Annotated in this window: 25 protein-coding genes; 16 read left to right on the forward strand and 9 right to left on the reverse strand. The window is 52.7% G+C overall.

Annotated elements, in window-relative coordinates:
• Positions 1 to 24: 24 nt before the first annotated feature.
• Positions 25 to 906 carry a fructosamine kinase family protein gene (locus METLU_RS26910; RefSeq protein WP_027159639.1) on the forward strand — a complete coding sequence of 294 codons (882 nt, stop codon included), beginning with the start codon at positions 25 to 27 and terminating at the stop codon, positions 904 to 906.
• On the opposite strand, the gene METLU_RS0119170 is transcribed toward METLU_RS26910, so the two are convergent.
• Both METLU_RS0119170 and METLU_RS0119175 read right to left on the reverse strand, forming a co-directional pair.
• Positions 791 to 1,831, reverse strand: a complete 1,041-nt coding sequence (locus tag METLU_RS0119170; RefSeq protein WP_027159640.1) for a homoserine kinase — start codon at positions 1,829 to 1,831, stop codon at positions 791 to 793. The two genes, METLU_RS26910 and METLU_RS0119170, sit on opposite strands and share 116 nt — an antisense overlap.
• Positions 1,832 to 1,842: 11 nt before the next feature.
• A complete protein-coding gene (locus METLU_RS0119175) occupies positions 1,843 to 2,178 on the reverse strand; it encodes a DUF2782 domain-containing protein (protein ID WP_027159641.1) in 336 nt (111 codons plus the stop codon).
• A gap of 223 nt (positions 2,179 to 2,401) precedes the next feature.
• Between METLU_RS0119175 and METLU_RS0119180 the strand changes: the two genes are divergently transcribed.
• The 6 genes from METLU_RS0119180 to METLU_RS0119205 all read left to right on the forward strand — a co-directional run bounded on the left by METLU_RS0119180 (position 2,402) and on the right by METLU_RS0119205 (position 7,971).
• Entirely contained in the window at positions 2,402 to 3,703 is a 1,302-nt protein-coding gene (locus tag METLU_RS0119180) for an NAD(P)/FAD-dependent oxidoreductase (RefSeq protein WP_027159642.1), read from the forward strand.
• Positions 3,704 to 3,738: 35 nt separating this feature from the next.
• The gene (locus tag METLU_RS0119185; protein WP_027159643.1) at positions 3,739 to 4,269 is read left to right on the forward strand and encodes a YcxB family protein; all 531 of its coding nucleotides are present in this window, start codon (positions 3,739 to 3,741) and stop codon (positions 4,267 to 4,269) included.
• 126 nt (positions 4,270 to 4,395) lie between these two features.
• A complete protein-coding gene (locus METLU_RS0119190; RefSeq protein WP_027159644.1) occupies positions 4,396 to 6,282 on the forward strand; it encodes an ATP-binding cassette domain-containing protein in 1,887 nt (628 codons plus the stop codon).
• 243 nt (positions 6,283 to 6,525) lie between these two features.
• Entirely contained in the window at positions 6,526 to 7,038 is a 513-nt protein-coding gene (locus tag METLU_RS0119195; RefSeq protein ID WP_027159645.1) for a hypothetical protein, read from the forward strand.
• Between the two features lie 8 nt (positions 7,039 to 7,046).
• Positions 7,047 to 7,490 carry a universal stress protein gene (locus METLU_RS0119200; protein WP_027159646.1) on the forward strand — a complete coding sequence of 148 codons (444 nt, stop codon included), beginning with the start codon at positions 7,047 to 7,049 and terminating at the stop codon, positions 7,488 to 7,490.
• Positions 7,491 to 7,557: 67 nt separating this feature from the next.
• On the forward strand, positions 7,558 to 7,971 hold the full coding sequence (locus METLU_RS0119205; RefSeq protein ID WP_027159647.1) for a TM2 domain-containing protein: 414 nt from the start codon (positions 7,558 to 7,560) through the stop codon (positions 7,969 to 7,971).
• A 70-nt stretch (positions 7,972 to 8,041) separates the two neighbouring features.
• On the opposite strand, the gene METLU_RS0119210 is transcribed toward METLU_RS0119205, so the two are convergent.
• The 5 genes from METLU_RS0119210 to METLU_RS0119230 form a co-directional block, all read right to left on the reverse strand.
• A complete protein-coding gene (locus tag METLU_RS0119210; RefSeq protein ID WP_020159073.1) occupies positions 8,042 to 8,245 on the reverse strand; it encodes a cold-shock protein in 204 nt (67 codons plus the stop codon).
• Between the two features lie 145 nt (positions 8,246 to 8,390).
• Positions 8,391 to 8,801, reverse strand: coding sequence for a CBS domain-containing protein (locus METLU_RS0119215; protein ID WP_027159648.1), 411 nt, complete (start codon positions 8,799 to 8,801; stop codon positions 8,391 to 8,393).
• Complete coding sequence (locus METLU_RS0119220) at positions 8,798 to 9,148, reverse strand: P-II family nitrogen regulator (RefSeq protein WP_027159649.1); 351 nt, start codon at positions 9,146 to 9,148, stop codon at positions 8,798 to 8,800. The genes METLU_RS0119215 and METLU_RS0119220 overlap by 4 nt, the downstream gene beginning before the upstream one ends.
• An 8-nt stretch (positions 9,149 to 9,156) precedes the next feature.
• Positions 9,157 to 9,936: a DUF1538 domain-containing protein gene (locus METLU_RS0119225; protein WP_027159650.1), complete on the reverse strand. Its 780-nt coding sequence runs from the start codon at positions 9,934 to 9,936 to the stop codon at positions 9,157 to 9,159.
• A complete protein-coding gene (locus tag METLU_RS0119230; protein ID WP_036243295.1) occupies positions 9,933 to 10,667 on the reverse strand; it encodes a DUF1538 domain-containing protein in 735 nt (244 codons plus the stop codon). The genes METLU_RS0119225 and METLU_RS0119230 overlap by 4 nt, the downstream gene beginning before the upstream one ends.
• Positions 10,668 to 10,849: 182 nt before the next feature.
• Between METLU_RS0119230 and clpB the strand changes: the two genes are divergently transcribed.
• Entirely contained in the window at positions 10,850 to 13,426 is a 2,577-nt protein-coding gene (gene clpB / locus METLU_RS0119235) for an ATP-dependent chaperone ClpB (protein ID WP_027159652.1), read from the forward strand.
• Between the two features lie 43 nt (positions 13,427 to 13,469).
• Here the strand turns inward: clpB and mscL are convergent, their stop codons facing one another.
• The gene (gene mscL / locus METLU_RS0119240) at positions 13,470 to 13,868 is read right to left on the reverse strand and encodes a large-conductance mechanosensitive channel protein MscL (protein WP_027159653.1); all 399 of its coding nucleotides are present in this window, start codon (positions 13,866 to 13,868) and stop codon (positions 13,470 to 13,472) included.
• A 152-nt stretch (positions 13,869 to 14,020) separates the two neighbouring features.
• Here mscL and METLU_RS0119245 point away from each other — a divergent pair, with 152 nt between their 5' ends.
• From METLU_RS0119245 to METLU_RS0119270, 6 genes are all read left to right on the forward strand, one after another.
• Positions 14,021 to 14,500 (forward strand): nuclear transport factor 2 family protein, encoded by a 480-nt coding sequence (locus tag METLU_RS0119245; protein ID WP_027159654.1) that lies wholly within the window; start codon positions 14,021 to 14,023, stop codon positions 14,498 to 14,500.
• A 34-nt stretch (positions 14,501 to 14,534) separates the two neighbouring features.
• Positions 14,535 to 14,960: a secondary thiamine-phosphate synthase enzyme YjbQ gene (locus METLU_RS0119250; RefSeq protein WP_027159655.1), complete on the forward strand. Its 426-nt coding sequence runs from the start codon at positions 14,535 to 14,537 to the stop codon at positions 14,958 to 14,960.
• A 141-nt stretch (positions 14,961 to 15,101) separates the two neighbouring features.
• Positions 15,102 to 15,755 carry a hypothetical protein gene (locus METLU_RS0119255; protein WP_027159656.1) on the forward strand — a complete coding sequence of 218 codons (654 nt, stop codon included), beginning with the start codon at positions 15,102 to 15,104 and terminating at the stop codon, positions 15,753 to 15,755.
• Between the two features lie 384 nt (positions 15,756 to 16,139).
• Entirely contained in the window at positions 16,140 to 16,301 is a 162-nt protein-coding gene (locus METLU_RS28095) for a hypothetical protein (RefSeq protein WP_155920637.1), read from the forward strand.
• 212 nt (positions 16,302 to 16,513) lie between these two features.
• Positions 16,514 to 17,320 (forward strand): cyclase family protein, encoded by an 807-nt coding sequence (locus METLU_RS0119265; protein ID WP_027159657.1) that lies wholly within the window; start codon positions 16,514 to 16,516, stop codon positions 17,318 to 17,320.
• 72 nt (positions 17,321 to 17,392) lie between these two features.
• Positions 17,393 to 18,265, forward strand: a complete 873-nt coding sequence (locus METLU_RS0119270; RefSeq protein WP_027159658.1) for a metallophosphoesterase — start codon at positions 17,393 to 17,395, stop codon at positions 18,263 to 18,265.
• A 104-nt stretch (positions 18,266 to 18,369) separates the two neighbouring features.
• Here METLU_RS0119270 and METLU_RS0119275 read toward each other — a convergent pair whose 3' ends face one another.
• Positions 18,370 to 19,734: an urease accessory protein UreH domain-containing protein gene (locus METLU_RS0119275; protein ID WP_027159659.1), complete on the reverse strand. Its 1,365-nt coding sequence runs from the start codon at positions 19,732 to 19,734 to the stop codon at positions 18,370 to 18,372.
• 157 nt (positions 19,735 to 19,891) lie between these two features.
• Here METLU_RS0119275 and METLU_RS0119280 point away from each other — a divergent pair, with 157 nt between their 5' ends.
• Positions 19,892 to 20,560, forward strand: a complete 669-nt coding sequence (locus METLU_RS0119280) for a glycine-rich domain-containing protein (RefSeq protein WP_027159660.1) — start codon at positions 19,892 to 19,894, stop codon at positions 20,558 to 20,560.
• A gap of 95 nt (positions 20,561 to 20,655) precedes the next feature.
• Positions 20,656 to 21,120 (forward strand): nucleoside deaminase, encoded by a 465-nt coding sequence (locus METLU_RS25855; RefSeq protein ID WP_036243298.1) that lies wholly within the window; start codon positions 20,656 to 20,658, stop codon positions 21,118 to 21,120.
• Positions 21,121 to 21,159: the final 39 nt, after the last annotated feature.

A 21,159-nucleotide genomic window follows, 5' to 3' on the forward strand; every position in this document is an offset into this window, starting at 1 on the left:
GTTTGGAAACAGGGTAGGTAAATTATGAATTGGCGGATTATTTCAGAACATATTGGGGCGGCAACGGGGCAGGCTTTTACGGTCGTTTCGTCACAAGCCGTAAGCGGCGGTGACATCAATTCCGCCTTCCGACTGAAAGGACATGATAAAACCTATTTTGTGAAGCTCAATCGCGCTGATTTGGCTGCGATGTTTGAAGCCGAATTCGCCGGCCTGATGGAGATAGCATCGGCTCAAGCCCTGCGTGTGCCTGCGGCCATCGCTGCCGGCAGCACGGCGGATCATGCCTTTCTGGTGCTCGAAAATATTGAATTCGGTGCATCGAGCAAGGCGTCCGAGCGTCTGCTGGGGCAGCAGCTTGCGCGTCTGCATGCCGTGAAACAGCCGTATTTCGGCTGGCACCGCGACAACACCATCGGCAGCACGCGGCAACCCAACGGCCAATATATCGACTGGCTGAGCTTCTGGCGTGAGCAGCGTCTGGGCTTTCAGCTGAAACTGGCGGCATCGAACGGTTACGGCGGACGGTTGCAAGCGAGCGGCGAGCGGCTTCTCGGTGATCTGGCCGCTTTATTCGATAGCTACGCGCCCGAGCCTTCCCTGCTTCACGGCGACTTATGGGCCGGCAATGCGGCCGTGGACACGCAGGGGCTTCCCGTTATCTTCGATCCTGCCTGTTATTATGGCGACCGCGAGGCCGATCTGGCCATGACCGAACTGTTCGGCGGGTTCGGGCGCGATTTCTATGCCACCTACCGGGAAGCCTGGCCTTTAGACCAAGGCTATAGCGTCAGGAAGACACTGTACAATCTGTATCATATTCTGAATCACCTGAATCTGTTCGGCGGCGGTTATCTGCGGCAGGCCGAAAGCATGATGGCCATGTTGCAGGCCGAGGTGAAATGACGGATGCTTGCCCCCGGTGCTGTTCCAGCAGCTCCCGGAAAACCAGCGGGTCTTTCTGCTGGGTGATTTCGCCGGGGCGCGGATGCAGCCGATGTTGCAGCCGTGATAGCCAGAAGCGCAAAGCCGCGGCTCTGAGCATGAGCGGCCAGCGTTGTCTTTCCATCGGTTCCAGCGGGCGCAGCGTTTCATAGGCCGATAACAGGGCCGCGAATTTATCGGGATTTACGGCGCCGTTATCGCAACACCAGTCATTGGCCGTTATCGCGATATCGAGCAGCAAAGCATCGGTACAGGCGCTGTAGAAATCCAGCAGGCCACTGAGCCGCCCGTCCACGAACAAGACATTGTCCCTGAACAGATCGGCATGAATAACGCCGCGCGGCAGAAGATTCGTGCTGTTTTGGCGCTGAACACGCAGCTCATCGCCAATCAAGGCCCGATCCGCCGGGCATAAGGCCGGGCCGATTTCCGTGAACACGCGCTGGCACCAGTCCAGCCCTCGGCTGTTCTTTATCGGGAACACGTAGGCTTGCGTAGAATTATGCAGACGCGCCAGGTGCAGGCCGATCTGCCGGCAATGCGCGATCGACGGTGAAGTGACGGCGGCGCCGGCCAGGCGGTTGAATAGTGCGGCCGGCTTGTCGATCAGGATGCGCAACGGATTCGCTTGTCGGTCGGGCAGGGGACGGGGGCAAGCGATTTCGCTTTTGCCCAGATGCGTCATTAAATCCATGAAAGGCGGCAGGTCATCGGCCGTCAATGACTCGAACAAGGTCAGAACGAAACGGCCGCGAGTGGTTGTGACGAAATAGTTGGTGTTTTCTATGCCGTCTCTTATCCCTTCAAAATCGGTGACTTTGCCAAGGCTGTAAGTGCTGAAGAATTGTTCGAGTTGCAGGCTATTTACAGGCGTATAAACGGACACCGGTTATATTCTTACCATTCCAGTATTTTCCACATGTTGATGTTGCTTTCCCGATTCGCGTCATCACGGCGCACATCCATGACGCCATCATTATTTTTATCAATGAAATAATAAGGCGGACCGACATCCGGTATAACTTTAATCATGTATAGTTTGCCGCCCCGGCGATATTCTTGTATGGTCTGCCTGCCTTTGCGGATAATGGTGATATCGGGTTCGAGCGTTTCACCGCTTTGCACGGGCATGGGCGGTTCCGGCACTTCCGGCACGGCCTCGAGCTGGGGCGGTCGCTCATCAACGGCGAATGCCGGGAAGGCAATAAGGCTAAGAAATATAAAACGGCGCATGGTCGTGCCTCATCAGGAATAAAAACTGGCGTTATCTTATTACAGTTTGGGGCGGTTTGCTTGATTAAAAGCAGGATTGGAGATGAGCAAAATCAATCACCGACGCGTTGATTCGCTATAATGCCGTAAAATGAAGAGGTAGCACGTTTCGATGAGCACCGTGGCATAATAAAAGGTTGATTTTTAATCTGTCCGACTCAGGCAGAAATTTTGGGGGATAGTGATGGGTGACAATAATAAAAAACATAAAATAGTGATTGTGGGGGGCGGAGCGGCCGGTCTTGAGCTTGCTACCAGTCTGGGCAATAAATTAGGCAAACGAGGCCCGGCGGAAGTCATGCTGCTGGATGCATCATCGACACACATCTGGAAGCCGCTGCTGCATGAGGTAGCCGCCGGCACGCTAGGCGAAACCGAAGAAGTCGAATACTTGAACCAGGCGCATCGTAATCATTTTCGCTTCAGGCTGGGCCGGATGGAAGGGCTGGACCGCAAGAAGAAGGAAATTTACGTCAGTCCTACCCTGGGCGATAACGGCGAGGAGCTGATCCCACGGCGCACCTTCAGCTACGACACGCTGGTCATGTCGGTCGGCAGCGTCAGCAATACGTTCAATATCAAAGGCGTGGCTGAACACTGCATGTTTCTGGACACGACTTTACAGGCATTCAAGTTCCAGAAGCAACTCGTTGAAGCCTATATTAGGAATCATGCCAGCATCAACACCGCCGATAAGCCGCTGTCGATCGCTATCGTCGGCGCCGGGGCAACCGGGGTCGAGCTGTCGGCCCAGCTGCATGAGGTAACCGATCTGCTGGCCGTTTACGGGCTGGATGAGTCCAGCAACGTGAAGCTGACCATTATCGAGGCCGCGACCCAGTTGCTGCCGGCCTTGCCGAGCAAACTGGCGACCGCCACGCAACAGCAGTTGGTCAAGTTGGGCATCGATCTGAAAATGGGCCGCCGCGTGGTCGAGGTAACCAGGGAGGGCATCAAGACGCACGACGGAGAAATGATCGAAGCCGACCTTAAAGTCTGGGCCGCGGGCATCAAGGCACCGAACTGGGTGACGCAGTTGGACGGCCTGGAAACCAATCACATCAATCAGCTGGTGGTTGACCAAACGCTGAAAACCAGCGATGACGATATTTTTGCGATGGGCGATTGCGCGGCCTGCCCCTGGCCAGACCATAATGAAAATGTCCCGCCCCGCGCGCAGGCGGCCCATCAGCAGGCGTCGACGTTATACAAAACCATCATCAACCGGTTGAACGGCCGCGCGCCGATCAAATATGTCTATCGTGACTACGGTTCGCTCGTGTCACTGGGCAAATACACCACGGTCGGCAACCTGATGGGCAACCTGATGGGCACGGTCAGCATCGGCGGCTTCATTGCCCGCGTGGTTTACCTGTCCTTGTATAAAATGCACCAGGTGGCGATACATGGCTATTTCAGAACGGCGATGCTGACGCTTTCCAATCTGTTCAGACGCAGTGCGCATGCAAAAATCAAAATGCACTGATAGCGCCTTATTTTTTAAATTTACCAGAAATTATCATGCTAGAAATTGAATACGAGTTTCGCGAAGAAGACCTGATCCACTTTAATGAATTACAGTTTACGAGGTCCGAGGAGATACAAAACAACATCCGGAAGAACAGGCTGATCGTACCTGGCGTCATGGCGTTGGTGGGTTTTTTCTATTACATGTACTACCGGGACGCGATGTCGGCCGGGTATGTCATGATTATCGCCATGTTGTGGGCATTATTGTCGCCCAAGATCATGATGCTGGATTTGCGCCGGCAGATATTGGCCAATTACACTAACAAGGAAAAGGTCAATATGTTCGGCACGTATACGTTGACCATCGATCCGGCCAACCCGAAATATCTGCTGGAGAAATCGCCCAGCGGCAAGCACAAAATGGCGTGGGAGGATCTGCTGCGGGTTGAATACGGCAAACGCTATGTCTACATCTATATCGATTTGAAGACAGCCCTGGTGATTCCCGTGGAAACGATCAAAAGAGGCAATCTGGAGCAGTTCGCCGCGCAGGCCGAGAAAATGATTGAGAGGGCCGCTTAAACAGCCGTTTGGTTTCCTAACTAAAACCGCCGCTTCTATTCATATATCTATTCCGCGGCCTGAGCGAAGGCTTGCGGAATTTGTTTTTCATGCGGCTATCCGAGCCGATATTAATGCTGTACGTTCATGCTGAATTTTAAAAATATATCGTTGCGCCGGGGTGCCCGGGTTTTGTTCGCCAACGCCTCGTTCACCATCCACAAGGGGCAGAAAGTCGGGGTTACCGGCGCCAATGGTGTCGGCAAGTCCAGCCTGTTTGCGCTGCTTCGGAACGAACTGCACCTGGACGAGGGCGATTTCTCCATGCCGCCAGGGCTGGAAATCGCGCATGTGGCGCAGGAAACGCCTGCCGTCGGCTGCTCGGCCATCGATTACGTCATTGACGGCGACCGCGAATTAAGGCGTCTGCAACAGCAACTGACCGCCGCCGAACAAGCCGATGACGGCTTAAAACAGGCACAACTGCACGCGATGCTGGACACGATCGGCGGCTATTCGGCCCAGGCGCGGGCTTCGCGGCTGATGAGCGGCCTGGGCTTTACGGCCGATCAGGAGCAGAACCCGGTCAGTTCGTTCTCCGGCGGCTGGCGCATGCGGCTCAATCTGGCCCAGGCCCTGATGTGCCGGTCCGATGTCTTGCTGCTCGACGAGCCGACCAACCACCTGGACCTGGATGCCGTGATCTGGCTGCAGGATTGGCTGTGCAAGTACCCCGGCACGTTGCTGCTGATCTCGCATGACCGCGATTTCCTCGACGCCATCACCGACCATATCGTCCATATCGAGCAGAACAAGGCCGAAATCTATACGGGGAATTATTCGGCTTTTGAAACAATGCGCGCCGAAAAGCTGGCGCAGCAACAAGCCGCTTACCTGAAGCAGCAACGGGAAATCGCCCATATGCAAAGCTTTGTCGACCGGTTCAAGGCCAAAGCCACAAAGGCGCGCCAGGCGCAGAGCCGGATCAAGGCTCTGGAAAGAATGGAGCTGATCGCCCAGGCGCACGTCGATTCGCCGTTCGATTTCAGCTTTCCAACGCCCGGCAGAATGCCCAATCCCTTATTGAGACTGGATAAGGCCGACATCGGCTATGGTCAGAAGCGCGTGATCGAACAGGCGAGCCTGTCGATATCGCCGGGCGACCGCATCGGCCTGCTGGGCCCGAACGGGGCCGGAAAATCCAGCCTGATCAAAGTGCTGGCCGGCACCATGCCGCCATTATCGGGAACACGGCTGGAAGCAGACGCACTGAGGATCGGTTACTTCGCCCAGCATCAGCTGGAACAATTACGTGTGGATGAGAGTCCATTATGGCATCTGCAAAAATTGGACAATCAGGCCACCGAGAAGGATTTGCGCAATTTCCTGGGCGGATTCGACTTCCAGGGCGACAAGGTCCTGGAGCCGGTCAAGCCTTTTTCCGGTGGCGAAAAGGCGCGCCTGGTCCTGGCGATGCTGGTTTATCAAAATCCTAATCTACTGCTGCTCGATGAGCCGACCAACCATCTGGATCTGGAAATGCGCCATGCCTTGAGCGTGGCATTGCAGGACTATGAGGGTGCTATCGTCGTCGTATCCCATGACAGGCACTTATTGCGCTCGGTGACTGATCAATTGCTACTGGTGGCCGATGGCAAGGCGCAGCCGTTCGACGGCGATCTGGATGATTACCGCCTCTGGCTGGCCGAACAGAAAAAAAACGAAGAGAAAACCGTGGCCGATGCAACGCCGGCCGTCTCACGCAAAGACCAGCGAAAGCTGGAGGCGGAACGCCGGCAGAAATTCAAGCCGCTGTTCGATGCGCTGAAAAAAGCCGAGCAGGCCGTGGAAAAATACCATGCCGAACAGCGGCAGCTGGAACAGCAACTGGCTGACCCCGCGATCTATGCCGATTCGGAAAAGGAGCGCTTAAAGAAGCTGATGGAACGAAAGGCGCAGGTCGACAAGGCACTGGACGAAGCCGAAGCCGCCTGGATGGAGGCCGAGGAAAGGATTGAAGAGACTAAGTTGTAGGGTACGCACTGCGTACCTCTTCAGAGCGCCAGGAATCGGCAAATTTTGAAAAGGTATGCAATATCCTATAAGGCAAAAAGCATACCCTAACAGAGCTTCGTGTTTTTCGCGGTTAATCAGTAATCTGTCTACATGCTGTCTACATGCTGTCTATTGAATAGGCGGACTTTCTGCTTAAGTTGATGCTTACGAATAATAAAAATAAATATTGCCGAAGTTTAGCGCATATCAGGAAGGAAGATTATGTTCGAAATCATAAAGCTATTATTTGATATCTGCCTGTTCAGGAAAGGGCCTCAGCATTTGCCGTATTCTCCATGGCTGCTGCGCATAACGATAGTCATCTATGCCATCGTTAACTTTTTGATGATCAATATCAGTGTCGGCTGGCTTTATGCGCTGTTTATAGTAGCCATCGGCATCCTGATCGTTGTCGGATTCAGCTGGACCATGCTGTATTTTGGGCACAGGCCGGGGCGTTTTTATCAAACCACCTGCGCTTTATTGGGCACCGATGCTCTGATCAGTTTTTTTGCCGTGCCCGGGGTGGCCTCAATGGCGATCGGAGGCATGACTTTATTGGCATTTTCGGTCATGATAGGTCTGATGATCTGGCATTGGGCTATTACCGGCCATATTATCCGCAATGCGTTGGACCAGACATTGATGTTTGGCTTGAGTCTGGCGTTTTTATACCTGCTCGTATCGTATCAGGTAATGGTCTTGTTGTTTCCTGAAGTTACCGGCGTTGAATAGGAGGAATCATGGGAGATTATAAACATATATTACTGGCGGCCGACTTTTCCACACACGGGGAGGAAGTGGCCAGGAGGGCGAAGGATCTGGCTGACAAATACCAGGCAAGGCTGAGCGTTGTGCATGTCGTGGACAATCTGCCGCTGACCGATGCGGCGTATGGGCCGGTTATCCCGTTTGATCTGGACCTGACCGAAGAGCTGATGACGGCGGCAAAAGACAGATTGGCCAAACTGGCCGAAAGCCTGGGTATCGCCGATGATCGTCAGTGCATAGCGGTCGGCAGTCCGAAGCTGGAAATAATCAGGGTTGCCGAGGAAAACCAGGTGGATTTAATCGTAGTCGGCTCGCATGGCCGGCATGGACTGGCTTTGTTGCTCGGTTCGACTGCGAACGGCGTATTGCACCATGCGCATTGCGATGTGTTGGCCGTGCGTTTGAAAAGCGAGTGAGAGTGTTAACTGGGCGCACAGACTTACAACTAATAAAGCGCTCTTGTATTGTTAAAGGTAGATATAAATGATTGGACATATTGAAAGTTATGATCCTGAAGCCAAAACCGGGGTCATAAAAAGCGATGAGGCATTGTTTGAATTTAATGCCGGTGACTGGGTGGCGGAAGCGCAGCCGGAAACAGGCGATGACGTCACTTTTGACGCCAAAGGCAATGCGGCGGTCAACGTGAATCTGGTGGGGGCGTATCTGGCCAAACCGGAGGCTGTCAAATACCGTTATGTGGCCGCTGTGCTGGGGCTGGTTTTAGGGGGCATCGGCGCGCATCGGCTGTACTTGGGATATTACTGGATTGCCCTGGCCCAGTTGGCGCTGACCGTTTTAACGGTCGGTTTCGGCGTGGTCTGGGGATTTGTCGAAGCGGTACTGCTTTTTGGCGGGCAGATAGACAAGGACGCCAAAGGCCGCCCTTTGAAATAATTTATCGAAAGCTATAAAAAAGGCCCTGATGATGCCTCATCAGGGCCTTTCAGAATCTGAATGCGATCCCTTATTTAGGTTGCACGTTAGCGGCGGTTAGGCCTTTTGGACCAGATTCGATGTCAAAGATGACTGTTTGGCCTGGGGACAGTGTTTTAAAACCTTCTCCCTGAATAACCGAATGGTGAACGAAAACATCTTCGCTACCTTCTGAAGGCTCAATGAAACCAAAACCTTTTGTGTTATTAAACCACTTTACAGTGCCTGTTGCCATTTTGAAAACTCCTGAAAAAATAACTTACGGTTAACACAGAACTAAAACATTGATAACCGGACAACCTAACAACCTAGGAATCCCTAACTCAACATCTGCCGTCTGATCGCGGGCTATTGTACTGTTATTTTTGGCCGGATGCCATTTATTGAAAAATTTTGTAGAGTCCGTCCAGCACCAGCGCATTGGGACTGACCATGCCGACGACTTGCTGATTTTCAACGACCGGCGCCCTGACCAGATCATATTGGGCAAACAGCCTCGAACAGTAACGGATGTCCATGTCCGGGTCGACGCTGATAACCGGTTTCATCATGATTTCATAGACGTTGACGCGTTCCGGCGCGCGGTCTTTCGCCAGCACATGGCGCGCGATGTCGCCGGATGTGATCATGCCGAACTCATCGTCATCATGGCGTTTGTTGACGATCAGCACGGACGTCTTAAGCGATTTCATTTTTTTCAGGGCGTCGGCTACGGTCGCAATGCCGTCGATGCTGCCGACCTCGGTTTTCATGATATCCCTGACGCGGGTTATTGGAAGCTTGCCTGTCATATTTTATCCTCGATTTCATGGGTTAATTCTTCAACCTGATGCGTGACGCCAATGGCATCCTCGACATCGATCTGGAAAGCGATGCCGGTGCCGGGCCTGCTGTCGAACTGGGCTGCCTGGGCTACGGTTTCGAGAATATGCCGGCTCAGATGCTCTTCCACCAGTAACAGCAGGACATCGCGTTGCGTCTCAAGCGTCAGGCCAAAAAAGGTTTTTGAGCGTTTAAGACCTTCGCCTCGGGCATTATTGACAACGGTTGCGCCCTTGGCGCCGTTTTTACGCGCCGTTTCAAGCACCAGATCGGTTTTATCATCTTCGACAAGTACGATAATTAATTTGAAATGCATAGTTTTCCTCAGGGGTTAGATGAAGTTTTGTTTCTGCTGAGCCATTGCGCAATTTGCGCATAACCCAATACGGCAATGATGGGAAACAAGCTGGCAAAGGCGATCAGGCCAAAACCATCCAAAAGCGGGTTGCGGCCGGGTATGGCCTCGGCCAGTCCCAGTCCCAATGCGGTGACCAGCGGTACGGTAACCATCGATGTAGTCACCCCGCCTGAATCATAGGCCAGGCCGATAATCATTTTGGGGGCAAAATATGTCTGTATAGTGACGATGACATAGCCCGCGATAATGAAAAAAGAGAGATCCAGTCCTGTGACTATTCGGAACGTACCCAAGGCCAGACCCAAAGCGACCCCTATGGCAACCGAGATTCGCAGTCCCCAGGCAGGAATAGTTCCGCCCGAGATTTGCTCGACCTTAATGGCGACAGCCAGCAGGGCGGGTTCGGCCAAAGCCGTGGCGAAGCCGATGCTGGCAGCAAAAACATAGACCCAGGAATAGGTGAACCAGGATACAGGCTGGTTGACAGGATTAATGCCCAGGAATTCAGGCGCGGTCAACTGGGACGCCATCAAGCTCCCAAGCGGGAACAACGCCATATCCAGTCCTTCCAGAAAGACAACAATGCCAAGCAGGACATAGAAAAAACCTATCAGTGTTCTCTTGGGATGGGCCAAGGGCCTGCGGATTACCAATAACTGAAAACCAATGATAGTTATCGCAATAGGCAGAATATCCCGGCAGGTTTGCAACAATTCCATTAATAAATGTATTGACCATTCAATCATATGATCATTCCATAGGCCATGACGAAGATCATCGGCATCAATACCGCGAAGACGATGAGCCCAAAGCCGTCCGTCATCGGATTGCGGCCTTTGATGGCCGTGGCCAGGCCGACGCCGAGCGCGGTCACCAGCGGCACAGTAATGGTCGATGTGGCGATGGCACCTGAATCATAAGCGATGCCAATGATCTCATCAGGCGCGAAGGGAGTCATGACGGCAACGCAGCCAAAACCTGCGAAAACCGGGTAATGGACCGGCCAGCCCCGGATAATCCTGAATACGCCGACTAGAATTGCAAAGCCGATGGACAGGGCAACGGTAACGCGCAGTCCCAAGGCGTAACTATCCTTGGCTACGCCAGATTGTTCAATAAGCCCCCCTGTAGCGGCTATGTTGGCGGCTTTGTCGGCAACGGCTATGAGCGCCGGTTCGGCAATCGCCGCGCCAAAGCCCAGACAGAAAGCAAAAGCCAACAGCCAGAGCAGGCTGCCTTTACGGGCGAACGCGTAGGCCATGGATTCACCCAGCGGGAACAGGCTTTGTTCCAGTCCCTGAACGAACAAGGTGAGGCCGAGCACGACCAAAAAAGTGCCGATGATTAATTCGGCCACATCGGGAATAGGCTGTTGGATAACGAAAACCTGAAAGATGATCACGACAGCAAGAATCGGCGCCAGATCCAGAAAGCTGCTGAATAGCTGCCTGATAAAAGGATTGTTCAATAAGGGCATGTTTAATATAAATTTATTTTCATCATTAGTCTTTTTCAGTTAAGCAACAATCCCATTAAAAATCAAGTCGGGTTTGAGGGTGGAATAAATCCTGTCATCAAAGTTAGCGACCCTGTCTTGAAAACTGCCGGATTACCCCCCATCTTAGCGGTAACTTAAAAATTATCTTTAGAGGTAACAAAATGCGCATGGATAAATTAACCAGCAAGTTTCAAATGGCGCTGGCCGATGCCCAAAGTCTGGCTCTGGGAAGAGACCATCAATTCATCGAGCCGGCGCACGTCATGCTTGCCTTGCTGGATCAGGAAGGCGGCAGTGTCAAGCCGCTATTGGCCCAGATTGGCGTCAATACCAATACGCTGCGAGTCGAGCTGAACAAAGAGATTGACCGTATCGCCACGGTTAGCGGTTCGGGCGGCGATGTGCAGATTTCCAATGAATTGAACCGGTTGCTGAACCTGACCGATAAACTGGCGCAGAAACGCAACGACGCCTTTATCTCCAGCGAACTGTTCGTCTTGGCCGCCCTGGAAGAAAGGGGTACCTTGCAGAACCTGCTTAAAAAAGCCGGCATGACCAGAGAAGCGGTCGAAAAAGCCATCGACGCCATGCGCGGCGGTCAGGCGGTCAATGACCCGAATGCCGAGGATCAGCGACAGGCCCTGAAAAAGTATACGATCGATATCACCGAGCGCGCCGAAGCCGGCAAGCTGGATCCGGTGATCGGCCGCGACGATGAAATCCGCCGCACGATTCAGGTCCTGCAGCGCCGCACCAAGAACAACCCGGTCCTGATTGGCGAGCCCGGCGTCGGCAAGACCGCGATCGTCGAAGGCCTGGCGCAGCGTATCGTCAACGGCGAGGTGCCGGAAGGCATCAAGGGCAAGCGAGTGCTGGCGCTGGACATGGCGGCCCTGATCGCCGGCGCCAAGTTTCGCGGCGAGTTTGAAGAACGCCTGAAAGCCGTCCTGAACGATCTGGCCAAACAGGAAGGTCAGGTCATTCTGTTCATCGACGAACTGCACACCATGGTCGGCGCCGGCAAGGCCGAGGGCGCCATGGATGCCGGCAACATGCTGAAGCCGGCCCTGGCGCGCGGCGAACTGCACTGCGTCGGCGCGACCACGCTCGACGAGTACCGCAAATACGTCGAAAAAGACGCGGCCCTGGAGCGCCGGTTCCAGAAAGTGCTGGTCGACGAACCGTCCGTCGAGGACACGATCGCGATTCTGCGCGGACTGAAAGAGAAATACGAGGTTCATCACGGCGTCGACATCACCGACCCGGCCATCGTGGCTGCCGCGAGCCTGTCTTACCGCTATATCTCGGACCGGCAATTGCCCGACAAGGCTATCGATTTGGTCGACGAGGCGGCCAGCCGCATCCGCATGGAAATCGATTCCAAGCCGGAAGCCATGGACAGACTGGACCGGCGGCTGATTCAATTAAAAATAGAACGCGAAGCGCTGAAGAAAGAAGCCGATCCGGCCTCCAAAAAACGCCTGGAAATCCTTGAGGAAGACATTGCCGAACTGGAAAAGGAATACTCCGACCTGGAAGAAGTCTGGAAAGCCGAAAAGGCTTCGCTGCAAGGCACGGCATCGATCAAGGAAAAGCTGGACCAGTCCCGGATCGAACTGGAAGCGGCGAGCCGCGCCGGCGATCTGGCGCGCATGTCGGAATTGCAGTACGGCATTATTCCGGCGCTGGAAAAACAGCTCAATACGGCATCATCGACAGAGCCCCATAAAATGACCTTGCTGCGCAACAAAGTCACCGAAGAGGAAATCGCCGAAGTCGTGTCGAAATGGACCGGCATACCGGTTTCCAAAATGATGGAAGGCGAACGCGAAAAACTGCTGCACATGGAAGACGCGCTTAGCAAGCGCGTGGTCGGCCAGGAAGAAGCGCTGAAAGCGGTCAGCAACGCCATCCGCAGGTCACGGGCCGGCTTGTCGGATCCGAACCGGCCGAACGGCTCGTTTCTGTTCCTGGGGCCTACCGGCGTCGGCAAGACCGAACTGTGCAAGGCGCTGGCCGAATTCCTGTTCGATACGTCGGATGCAATGGTGCGCATCGACATGTCCGAATTCATGGAAAAGCATTCCGTCGCGCGACTGATCGGCGCGCCTCCGGGCTATGTCGGCTATGAGGAAGGCGGGTATCTGACTGAAGCGGTCCGGCGCAAACCGTACTCGGTCATTCTGATGGACGAAATCGAAAAAGCCCATCCGGATGTTTTCAACGTGCTGCTGCAAGTGCTGGACGACGGCCGCCTGACCGATGGGCAGGGCCGGACCGTGGATTTCAGAAACACCGTTATCGTCATGACCTCGAACCTGGGCTCGGACCGCATTCAGGAACTGGCCGGCGAAGCGCATTACAATGAGATGAAAGCGGCGGTCATGGAGATCGTCGGCCTGCACTTCAGGCCCGAGTTTATCAACCGGGTCGATGAAACGGTCGTTTTTCACCCACTGGGACGCGACCATATCCGGGCCATTTCCAAAATCCAGATCGACTATCTGCGCAGACGTCTGCAGGATCGTGAGATCGGCTTCGAGATCAGCCAGGCCGCGCTCGACAAACTGGGCGAAGCGGGCTTCGATCCGGTTTATGGCGCCCGGCCGCTGAAACGGGCCATCCAGCATCAACTGGAAAACCCGCTGGCCCAGGAAATCCTGGCCGGTAGGTTTGAAGCGGGCGATGTCATAAAAGTAGACGTGCAAAATGACGAGCTGAAATTTTTGAAAGGCTAAGCGATATCGGGTGGGCAGCGCCAGGCTGCCCACCCTGATCACCTCATTTTCTTTCTTTAAGCAAATCGCGGATTTCAGCCAGCAACAGCGTTTCTTTGGTAGGGATGGATTCCGGCGCCGCTTCCTGTTTCCTCCTAAGACGATTGATAAGCTTGACCAGCATGAAAATGGCGAAGGCAATAATCGTAAAATCAACCAAAGTCTGAATGAAATTGCCGTAATTAAGCGTTACGGCAGGTGCGTCCGCAGTGGCTTCCTTAAGCGTTACTGCAAGTTTGGTGAAGTCGACGCCTCCGACCAGTACGCCAATCGGGGGCATGATGATATCGTCCACCAGCGATGAAATGATTTTGCCGAAGGCGGCTCCGATAATGATGCCGATGGCCATATCGATGGCGTTGCCTTTGATGGCGAATTCCTTAAATTCACGTAATATGCTCATAATCGGCTCCCCTCATGGGTATTGTTTTAAATATGCGCCATCAGGCTTTTTTTAAAGCAGCGAACGCATCTGGACTTAAAATAGAATGAGCTTGTCCATAGAGATTCTTTTGAACCGGCAACCTTGATCAGCCCATCTATAGGAGAATGACCATGAATGCTAATGATGAGTTCAGACCCCCAGTGCCGCCTTTCACTCGAGAGACGGCCATACAGAAAGTCCGCATGGCCGAAGACGCATGGAACAACTGCGATCCGCAGCGGGTCGTTCCGGATTATACGATCGACAGCCAGTGGCGCAGCCGGGTCGAGTTTCCGAAAGACCGAGAGGAAATCATCCGGCTTTTGACGCGCAAATGGGTTCGTGAACAGGAATTCCGGATGATCAAGGAACTCTGGGCCTATGAAAACAATCGCATCGCAGTCCGGTTCGCCTCTGAATGGCACGATTACATCGGCAACTGGTTCCGCTCCTACGGCAACGAAAACTGGGAATTCGATACGAACGGCTTGATGCAAAAACGATTTGTCAGCATCAACGATATGCCCATCAAGGAATCGGAACGCAAATTCCACTGGCCCCAGGGACGCCGGCCTGATAATCATCCGGAACTCAGTGAACTCGGTTTGTAGTCACTTTTCAAAGTGCCCTATTTAAGGTTTTACCATGTGGATTCAGAAAGAATTTAAACTGAAAGCGCGGCCTCGCGGATTTCATCTCGTTACCGATGAAGTGCTGAAAGCCATACCGGAGCTGGAAACCATCCGATGCGGGCTGCTGCATGTGCTGCTGAAGCATACATCGGCCTCGCTGACGCTGAATGAAAACGCCGACATAACCGTGCGCCAGGACTTCGAAAATTTTTTCAACAAAGCGGTGCCGGAAAACGAGTACTACTATCTGCACAATTACGAAGGCAGCGACGATCTGCCCGCGCATTTAAAAAGCAGCATCCTGGGCGCCACGCTAACCATTCCCATCACCAACGGCAGGCTGAATCTGGGTACCTGGCAGGGCATTTATCTGTGCGAGCACCGGAACCATGGCGGCAGCCGCAGTTTGGTGGTGACTATTCAAGGGGAGAGTAGATAATGAATCCTGTCTTTTTTAGATATAAAGTGGATGTTGTGTCTTAGAAATACAAAATTCCGATATATCTTTGTTTCTACAGTTGGGGTTGGTGTATAAGATATGCCGACATAAATATTAACTTGTTATGCAATCATGGCTTGAATGATTGAAGATATTAGAAATAGTAAAAATCTTAAGATCTATCTAGAGCAGATGGAAGAGGTAAAAGCTAGGCTTGAATTTATCTCAAATTACTCGAATCCAGAGCGAGATAGATTTGTAATTGAAACTCATGCATTGCAGATAAGAAAGCTGATTGAGTTGCTGGCATTTTCTCTCATGGCTATTCATCAAACCAAATATAAAGGGTTTAGAAAAAAGGTCGGTCAAGATTATACAAAGGACTGGAATGGTAGAGATATCATCACAAACCTTCTGAAGATAAATCCTGATATGTTTTTTCGGGCATCAGAAAAGCAACCCTTAATTTTAGATGATGGCACAAAACAAATTCAGCTAAAACCTGAGAAAGAATGCTATACACTAAAGCGTATGGCGAAATTGTATGATAGATGCGGTGGTGTTCTTCATGTAGCTAATCCTTGGAAAGAATCAAATAAAATCGACTCTTTCCATCATGAATTACCCTCAATCATTGAAAAATTAAATAATACGTTTCTTAATCATATCGTGTTGGTAAATCATTGGGATGAAAAAGAGTCTACCGCTGTCTTATTCGCACTTTGTGATAATGGAGAAAAACCTACCTATGCCCTTGCACAAGCACCAGGTAATTTCAGCTTCACCAATGCATAACAAAGTTGTTATGTGTATGAGTAGAAAATTTTGCATTACTATCACAATAGCAATCGCTAGGCTGGGTTGATAAACCCAGCACTCGAAGCCGCCAATGCCGGGTTTCCGCTAAAGCTTCAACCCAGCCTACACGTGCAGCATCAATGTCGAGTTTCCGAACCATTAATGGTCGAGACTGGTTCGTTGGATGCGCCAGGTATGAAGCACATCAATTGCGAACGATGCATCTCCTGTCGTTGGCGCATCCTATGGCCTTATGCCCGCAGAGTGGCAAAAACGTTTGACAGGTTCGTGGGCGAAGTCTACAAGTTAGCTGAAGAAGTTTTCAGGATGGCGGTCGATGATGGCGCTCCGCCGCCTCTCTCAACTTCATAACCAAGGGTGATGACAATGATGAGGATGGTGCTGGAAATAGCAATGGTGATAGCGGTCGTACTCGGGATGGTGATGGTGATGAAGGTAACCGCAAAAGAAAATGAGGCCGATAAAACCTTGCCCGGCAGCGAGAATGGCGATGATGACAATAAAGATAGCGGCAGTGCGTAGGACAGAATCCGTTATCTGCAGGCTAGGTTGATAAACCCGGCAATTCGTAGTCGCCCATGCCGGGGTTATCAACCCCGCCTACGAACCTGGCTGTGCCGCTACGCGAATTACGCTGAGTTCGCCGCCTTGAGTAGTGTCCGATAGAGCAGGCTTGAAGTGTTCGTCCACGGTCGTTAACCCTACAGCAGAATGATTAGTCACAGGAGATTGGAATGTCGCTAACCCAGATAGTCTCGCTTGCCGCACTGTGTTGCCTTACTGCTGGTTGCGCTACTCAATACGGCAGTTTTCCTTCGGGACAGTGGATAGACTTGTCGTATGATTATTCCTCGGAAACCATCTATTGGCCGACAGCCGAACCGTTCAAGCTGGATACCGTCTCTGCCGGTATGACGGAGAAAGGGTATTACTACTCAGCCTATGAATTTTGTGCCGCGGAACACGGCGGCACCCATATTGATGCGCCAATCCATTTTTCATACGGTGGGAAAACGGTCGATCAGATCCCGCTGACACAGCTTATTGCTCCGGCAGTCAAAATCGATGTTTCACAGAAAGCAATGGCAAATCGTGATTACCAGATCAATGTAGAGGATTTCAATACTTGGGAATCTTTGCACGGGAAGATACCGGATGGCAGCATAGTGTTGCTGCAAACAGGGTATGGGCGCTATTGGCCTGACCGGGTGAAGTATTTGGGCACTGATAAGCGCGGGGCTGAAGGCGTAGCTGAGCTGCATTTCCCCGGTTTGCACCCTGAAGCGGCCAAGTGGCTGGTCAGTAGCCGAAGAATTAACGCAATAGGGATAGATACAGCCAGCATTGACTACGGGCAATCGCAGGCATTTGGCAGTCATGTAATGCTGATGGGGAAGAGCACGCCTGTATTTGAGAATATTGCAAATCTGGACAAAGTGCCAACTACGGGAGCACAGGTTATCGCTCTTCCGATGAAGATCAAAGGAGGCAGCGGAAGCCCGCTACGGGCAATAGCTTTCATACCGGATGAGGCGCGGTAAGCTGGGTTGGCGCTTTAGCGGAAACCCGGTATGGATGGCTAACATCCGATCAACATCTCTATAGGTCCTGCCATGAAAAGCAATGCTCCCATCCGAAAGCTCCCCGCTAATACATTAGGCAAGGACTATGTCGTGGGCGACTTGCACGGCTGCTATGATTTGCTGGAGCAATTGTTGAATGAGGTGGATTTCGACAAAACCCGTGACCGGCTGTTTGCGGTCGGCGATCTGATCGATCGAGGGCCAAACTCCCTGCGTTGCCTGCAATTACTTGCGGAACCCTGGTTTTACGCAGTACGGGGCAATCACGAACTGATGATGCTCGATTTCTTTTCATCCTACCTGACCAGCGGAAAACTCGATCCATTCGAGGACATTAAAGATAATGGATTTCTGGAATATGGCGGCGACTGGGTGAGCGAATATTTCGACTCTGACCGGAACTGCATGACGCAGGAGTTTAATCATGGACTGATTTTGGCGTTACAAATGCCGCTGCTATGGGTAGTGGGAGAAAACGGCAATCGCTTTCATGTCATTCACGCAGAACTGGTCAGGCCGGATTATAAAACCGCCGATCATGCCGTCTGGCTGAATAGCGATGTCGACCAGTGGCTTGAGCAACAATTTATACCACCCGAAATTGAAAATCGCTTGTACTGGGGGCGAACACTGATGTTGAGCCAGTTGGCCAGTCAGGAATTCGCCAGGACGCAACCCGGTCTTTCTCTGACCTTTTGCGGGCATACCTACGCAGCTAAACCGCGCCAGGTATTATCCCATCTTTGCCTGGATACCGGCGCTTTTGTGTCCTGGTGGCCTTATGCCTATGGTGAAGAGGGCGACAGTTCCAGTCTGACATTGTTTGACGTGCAGGAATCGCGTTGGGTTTCGGCGTCCTATAAATGGGATGATGTCCTGTGGAGTGAAGTTTTAGGGGTGTAGGCTGAGTTGGGAAACCCGGCATTCGAAGCCGCCAGGCCGGGTTTCCGCTAAGGCTACAATCCAGCCTGCACATGCTCATTAATGATCTCGTTTGGCGGTCTCCGTCATTTCTTCACAATAAACGTCCCCGGTATCATGCCCATGTAGCAGCTCCAACTGATGGCGCCCATTTGTTGCGGCGTGAATTCGACGACTTGCAAGCCGGGTTTCAGATCGATGGTCATATCCAGCGAAGGAATAATGATTCTTTTGTTGCAGCTGGACAGTTCCTTGACGTTAATGACCCATTTAACCGGAATGCCGTAGCGCAGCGTGAATTCGTCCGGCTTGTAGGCGATTGCCTCGGCTTCCATGTAAATGACCTGATAGCCGTCCTGCAGATGGGAGCCTGCGTCGGCATGGTCATGCTGCCAGGTCATGAAGCGCGCCTGCAATGCCTGCGACGCCCTTGACAGCAACGAATTGACATCATAGCCGGAGCCTGAAATCAGAAGGCTGCGATTGAGCATGGCCGCTCCGAGCAGCAGGATGATGATGGCGGATATTTTCATAAACCGCCGCGTGGCGCCGCTGGAAATCATGCCGGCAAAATAGCCGAAGGCCAGCATGACAGGCAGCGTGCCCAGCGCAAAGGCGGCCAGCAGGGTTGCGCCCGCTACGGCGCTGCCCGTGCCTGCGGCCATGATGTACATGGCCTGCAAGGGGCCGCAGGCGATCATCAGGCCGTTCAGCAAGCCGATCATGAAGGGACTGGATGCGCGCTGGCGCCGCCTGACCAATAAACGGTTAACGAAGAAGGGCAGGCGTATGTGCAGACGCCTTAAGCCGCTGAATGCATCCAGCATGCTCAATCCGTAAAGGATCAGAAACACGCCCGCTAGGGCCGATACCATGCTGCGCATGCCCAGCGTGAAGGTAATGGCACCGCCGATCAGCCCGAACAGCGCGCCGAAACCGGAATAGGACAGCGTTTTTCCAAGGCCGTAAAGCAGGTGGCTGAAATAGCCGGGTCTGCCCGATTTCGCGCCGGCTACCGTATAGCTGATGACAAACGCGCCGCACATGCCGATGCAATGGAAGCTGGTCAAAACGCCGACCAGAAACACCAGGCCGTAATTGGTTGTTTTCCCGACATCTTCGAGGGACAAATCGAGCTGAACAAATTTGTTCAGCTGCAGCAGCAGAATAATGCCCGTAATGGCAATGACAACCAGGAAAAGACGTCTGCCCAAGCCCGTCGGTTTATGCCGGGCGCGGTTCGAGCATTCGTAGCCAGTCGATTTGACTGCCGCGCAAACCGTTTTGAGCGATATGATGTCGTCGTCCAGATCCAGCGTCAGTGTTTCATCGGTAAAGCTGGCCTGCGCATTGATAATGCCGGGGAGTCCGGCAACAGCCTCGACAATACGGTTTTCGCACTCTGCGCATTGCATGCCGGTGACAGGCAGGTCGTAATGCTTGGGTTTCATATTGCGATTAAGAATATCAGGGTTTAATGAATTGTATAGGCCCGGATCTGGTTTGCCAATGCGTCCGGGTGTCACGGTTCAATGCACAGGCCATGCAATATATTTACAAACGGGAAAGCTCGAATACACTGTAACGGATTTCAAACAATTAATACCTATGACTTTATTCCTTATCATTTTAACGGTCGTGACAATAACCGTGTTTTTTGCAGCCAGACAGGCCGCTTTTGCCAGGCGTGAAAAATACATAGCCGGCTATTATTTCCACAAGGGCATCGTCGGCAAACTAGCACAAAAGCATCCCCAATTGAAAGAGCAAGAGATTGAGCTGGTCATGCAAACTTTGAGGGATTATTTCCTGATGTGCTTGCGCGCCAAACGGAGGCTGGTTTCCATGCCATCCCAGGTAGTCGACGATGCCTGGCATGAATTCATTCTATCGACGCGAATCTACGGCGACTTTTGCCGGCGCGCATTCGGGTGCTTTCTGCATCATACGCCCGCCGAGGCGATGGCAACGCCGACCCAGGCTAAAGAAGGGATAAAAAGGGCCTGGCGCCTGGCCTGCATCCATGAAAAGATCAATCCGAAAACACCAGCCAAATTGCCTCTTATTTTTGCCATCGACGGCCTGTTGAACATTCCCGGCGGTTTTACTTATCGATTGCACTGTGATCGGGATGCAAGCGGTATTGGCAGTGGCGTTTACTGCGCCAGCCATATAGGCTGCTCATCGGGTTGCGCGGGGGATTCGGGGGATGCTTCCGACAGTCCCGGCTGCAGCGGCGACGGCGGTTGCGGCGGGGGCTGCGGTGGCGGTGACTAAGACGTTAACGCCGGATCTCTCAATGCGTGGCGTTTAAGTATAATGAGTCGGAACGTTAAAAATTCCGGCAACCATCCAGCAGGCAGGTTGAACAGATGAATAAAGAAGATTACATGCGCAGGGCCATCGAACTGGCTTTGCAAGTTCCCGAGTTTCCGTTCGGCGCGGTCATCGTGCGGCGGGCGACCGGCGAGATCGTCGCCGAGGGCTTTAATCAGTCGGCGCTGAATCCGATCTGGCACGGCGAGATGGTCGCGATCAACCATTGCGCGCAGTCGCACCCCTCGGCGGACTGGAGCGAATTCGATCTGTATACGACGGCGGAACCGTGCCCGATGTGTCAAAGTGCGATCGAATGGGCGGGTATCACTACGGTTTATTACGGCACGTCCATTCCTTACCTACAAAACCGGAACTGGTGGCAAATAGATATTCGCGCCGAGGAAATCGTTGCCAGAACGCCGTTCCGGAACAGCCGCATCATCGGCGGATTACTGGAAGCCGAATGCAATGAACTGTTCGATAAGGCGCCCAGAGGCCTGTTTCATAAAGTTACATAGGGCAATTGACGGCCTCTTGTCATAAAAACGTAATATAGG

The organism is Methylobacter luteus IMV-B-3098 (assembly GCF_000427625.1).
In the GTDB taxonomy this organism is placed as follows: Bacteria; Pseudomonadota; Gammaproteobacteria; order Methylococcales; family Methylomonadaceae; genus Methylobacter; species Methylobacter luteus.